This is a genomic window from Variovorax sp. 01T439_2 (assembly GCF_056398445.1).
Window position 1 is genome coordinate 1 of sequence record NZ_JBFTPJ010000534.1, and the last position, 4119, is coordinate 4119.

Below are 4119 nucleotides of genomic sequence, written 5' to 3' on the forward strand. Positions count from 1 at the left end.
ATTCGAGCGCGACGGCGGCATCGGCCAGCGCGAAGCTGCGCACCTCCAGATGCAGGCGGCCGTCGGCCAGCCGCGCGAGCAGTTCGGGCGCCGCGGCGCGGCCGGCGGCCTCGCGCCGGAACATGTTGAGCGGCAGCAGCGCCACATCGCGCTGCAGGAAGTGCGCGATGTCCAGCTGCAGCGTCGGGCCCGCGGTGTAGCCGATGAGCACGGCGCGCCCGCCGGGCCGCACGGCCGGCAAGGCCGCCGAAAGAACGCCGCCGCCGACCGTGTCGATCAACAGGTCCGCACTCGCAGGCGGCGGGGCCGCGGCGTCCGGATCGACCGCGCGCACGGTGCAGCCAATCTCGCGCGCCAGCTGCACCGCGAGCGAGCCCACGGCGCCGCTCGCACCCGTGACCAGCACCTGCTCGCCGGCCTGCAGCTTCGCGACTTCATGCAGCGCCACCCATGCCGACGTGGTGGGCGAGAAGAACGCGGCACCCACCGCCATCGGGAGCGCGTCGGGCAGCAGGCCCAGCGCCTCGTCGGGTGCATCGATCTGCTCGCACCAGGTGCCGTCGAACAGCGTGCCCAGGCCGCTGCCGCGCAGCCACACGCGCGCTCCGGCGGCAAAGCGCCCGCTGGCAATAACGATGCCCGCGGCCTCCACGCCCGGCGTGTAGGGCAGCGGCGGATGGCGCAGGAAGCTGCCGCGCCACACGGTGCGGTCGATGTGGCCGACGGTGGCGGCCTGCATGCGCACGATGGTGCGGCCGGGCCGTGGCACCGGGTCGGGCAGGTCTTCGAGCACCGGCACCGCGTCGAAGCCGTGGATGCGGATGGCTTTCATGAGGGCAGCGCCGAAAGAAACTCAAGCACCGCCTGCGCGAAGGCCTCGGGCATCTGGTCGGGCAAAGGGACCATGCCACCTTCGATGTCGACGATGCGGGCCTGCGGCAGGTGGTGCAGCAGCTCCTCTGCATGCGGCGCGGCAAACGGATCGGCGGTGGCGCGGATGATCAGCGCGGGCTGCGTCACGCGGCCGACGCGCTCTTCCATGCAGTAGGACGCGACGGCGCGGTGGCCCTCCTCCACGCGATGGCCGACCTTCAATGCATCGCGCACGAAGGCCTCGAGCAGATCGGGCCGTCCTTCAGGATAGAAGCCCTGGCGCTTTTGCCAAAGTGCGGCGAGATGGCTTCCGTCTTCGCTTGGAGCGACCTCGTCGATGGGTGGCCTCTTGGCCCTTGCGATGCGAAAGGTTTCGCCGGTGTACGGCGTGGACGACAGCACGAGGCTGCGCACGCGGCCCGGCAACGCGGCCGCCAATTCGACCGCAATGACGCCGCCCGTGTGGTGCCCCACCACGTCGGCCTGCGCAATGCCCAGTGCGTCGAGCAGTTCGCCCGCCACGCGCGCCCATTGCGCGATGCTCGCGGGCACACCGCCGTCCGCCGAATCGCCGAAGCCTGCGGTGTCCATGGCAATGGCGCRATGCCGCGCGCCGAGCAGCGGGAGCACCTCGCGGTATTCAGTCCAGCTGCGCGGCGACTGGTGCAGCAGCAGCACGGCCGGCGCACTCGCATCGCCGCATGCCGCGTAGTGCACCTGCCCCACCGACAGGTCGGCAAAGGCGCGGCGGATCGTCATGAGAGCGTCTCGCCGGCCGGCGCGCGCCACAGGCCCGCATGCTTCAACTCGCCGAGCGTGCGCGACAGCACGTCGCGCCGGTAGGTGGCGATGTCGCGGCCCTGGTAGTCGTAGAAGCCGCTGCCGCTCTTGAGGCCGAGCCGCCCTTCCTCCACCATGCGATCGACGATGGCCGGCGCGGTGTAGCGCCCCTTGTCGATCGAGGCCGACATCTCGCGGCTCGCGTGGTGCAGGATGTCGCAGCCGCCGAAATCGATGAACTCGACCACGCCGAGCGCGGCAAAGCGCAGGCCCAGGCCGTAGCGCGTGGCCTTGTCGATTTCCTCGGCGGTGGCGGCGCCCTCCTCGATCATGCGGGCCGCCTCGTTCATCACCAGCGCCTGCAGGCGCGGCACGATGTAGCCGGGCGACGCGCCGCAGACCACGGGCAGCTTGCCGATGGCCTCCATCAGCGCCTTGGTGCGCGCGAGCACGGCGGCATCGGTGCCAGGATGGCAGCTGAGCTCCACCACGGGAATCACATAGGCCGGATTGAGCCAGTGCATGTTCAGGAAGCGCCCGGGCAGCCGCACCAGCGCCGCGAGCTGCGTCACGAGGATGCTGCTGGTGGTGGACGTGAGGATGGCGTCGTCCCTGCAATGGCGGTTGAGCTGCTCGAAGGCCTCGCGCTTGGCCTCCAGGGTTTCGGGCACGCCCTCGAACACCAGCTCGGCGGCGGCCAGTGCCTGCGGCGCGCCGGCAGCGCTCACGAAGTCCACGCGTCCGGCGATCGACTGGACCTGCGCCGCGTCGATCACCCCGAGCTGCGCCAGGCCTGCGAGGCTGGCTTCGATCTCGGCCTTCGCTTCGCCCTGCAGCCGCTGCCAGGCCTCGTCGCCGCGCTGGCGCAGGTCGACCAGCGAGATGCGGTGGCCTGCATAGGCAAAGGCGATCGCGATGCCGCGCCCCATGCGGCCCGCGCCAACAGCCGCGAAGCGGGGCAGCGACGCGCGTTCATTCGCCATCGTGCAGCCTCTCTTCGAGCTGCGCCGCGCTCAGGTCGGCCAGGCCCAGGCTCTCGAAAGTGCGCGGGCCGTGCCGCAGGTCGCGCCCGAGAAAGCCGCCGACGACCGCCAGCAGGCCGTGCGCGATGGGCGCGTCCACGCCCGCATGGCGCGCGGCCGAGGCCAGGAAGGCGAGGCCGAGCTCGGTGTCCTCGGTGATGTAGCGGTGCGTGTGCAGGTCGATGTTCTCGCGCCAGTCGCCCGACTTGACCAGCTGCTTGTGCGCGTCGCCGTACATCCACTGGTCGTTGTTGTAGTGGTCGGCCAGCGGATAGTGCGGCGCGCACTGGCCGAAGGCTTCGCGCACGGCCATGCGCTCCTGGTCGAGCCGGTCGGTCACGTCGCGCACGGCGCGCTGCGTGCCTTCGTTGTGGATGTCCCAGCGCTCGAAGTGCTGCAGCGGCGCGGCGTTCATCACCATCAGCGGCGGGTGGATCACCGGACCGGCGTTCATGAGCGCGCCCGAAAGCGCATTGCCGCAGCCGTGCACTGCCGGGTAGGCGCGGCGGATCACCTCGATGGCCTCGGCCTCCTTGCGCGCCGGGTAAACGCCGGTCGGCAGGCGGATGGCGCGGATCGTGACGTTCACCTCGCGCTCGCCGTGCTTGCGCGCGAGGTACGGCAGGGTGCCGGTCTCGGCCCAGGCCACGTCGGCGCGGCTGCCGGCCTGCTTCACCGTCCTGGCCATCACATAGCTGCCGAAGGTGCCCGGCGGCAGGAAGACGACCTGGCCGTCGGCCAGGTGCGGCGCCATGGCCAGCGCGATGTCATGCTGGGCGATGGCGGGCGTGGGAATGACGATGAGCTCGGCGCCCCGGAGCGCCGCGGCGATGTCGGCGGTGGCCAGCGCCAGCGGCACCTCGCGCGCGCCATCGGCGTCCTTCAGCGTGATGGCGCCGGCTTGCACCACCGGCTCCAGCGCGGCCGCATCGCGGCGCCAAAGGCGCACCTCATGGCCGGCTTCGGACAGGTCCGCGGCGGCCGCATAGGCGCCGTGGCCACCACCAAGAATCGCAATTTTCATGTTCGAACTTTGAAAGGCAGATGTCGATGAACCGGCAGCCGCGGTACGGACCGGGGAAGCAATGCCTTATTACATTACTTTTCATCGATTCATATGTCAATCAAGTTTCGTGCCTGCGGCCCCCGCGGAAACCCGCAATGGAAAAGCCCGCGCTTCTTGCGAAGCGCGGGCTTTCTTTTGGGGCGAGGCGGCCGGAAGGCCGCTCAGGAATGGATCAGCGCGCGGGCTTGAACGCACGCTTTTGGGCGTCGCGCGGCACGAACACCTTGCCCGGGCCGCCATGGCCTGCGCCATTGCCGCGCGGTGCAAAACCTTCGCGCGGAGCGAAACCTTCACGGGGCGCGAAGCCGCCGTCGCCGCGGCCGCCGTGGTGGCCCTGGCCGTGGCCGCCGCGCGGGGCGCTGTCGCCCCAGCCCGGCT

4 protein-coding genes and 1 pseudogene are annotated in these 4119 nt (G+C 70.8%); all 5 read right to left on the bottom strand.

Going from position 1 to position 4119, the window contains the following annotated elements; genetic code table 11:
* On the bottom strand, positions 1-832 hold an 832-nt coding region (locus AC1DOC_RS22490; protein WP_478130515.1), incomplete at its 3' end, for a quinone oxidoreductase family protein.
* Positions 829-1632 (bottom strand): alpha/beta fold hydrolase, encoded by an 804-nt coding sequence (locus tag AC1DOC_RS22495; protein ID WP_478130516.1) that lies wholly within the window; start codon positions 1630-1632, stop codon positions 829-831. The genes AC1DOC_RS22490 and AC1DOC_RS22495, both read right to left, overlap by 4 nt.
* Positions 1629-2636 (bottom strand): 3-hydroxybutyryl-CoA dehydrogenase, encoded by a 1008-nt coding sequence (locus AC1DOC_RS22500; protein WP_478080953.1) that lies wholly within the window; start codon positions 2634-2636, stop codon positions 1629-1631. The genes AC1DOC_RS22495 and AC1DOC_RS22500 overlap by 4 nt, the downstream gene beginning before the upstream one ends.
* Positions 2626-3699 (bottom strand): NAD/NADP octopine/nopaline dehydrogenase family protein, encoded by a 1074-nt coding sequence (locus AC1DOC_RS22505; protein ID WP_478080954.1) that lies wholly within the window; start codon positions 3697-3699, stop codon positions 2626-2628. The genes AC1DOC_RS22500 and AC1DOC_RS22505 overlap by 11 nt, the downstream gene beginning before the upstream one ends.
* Positions 3700-3913: 214 nt before the next feature.
* Positions 3914-4119: pseudogene (locus AC1DOC_RS22510) on the bottom strand (DEAD/DEAH box helicase); the annotation flags it as partial.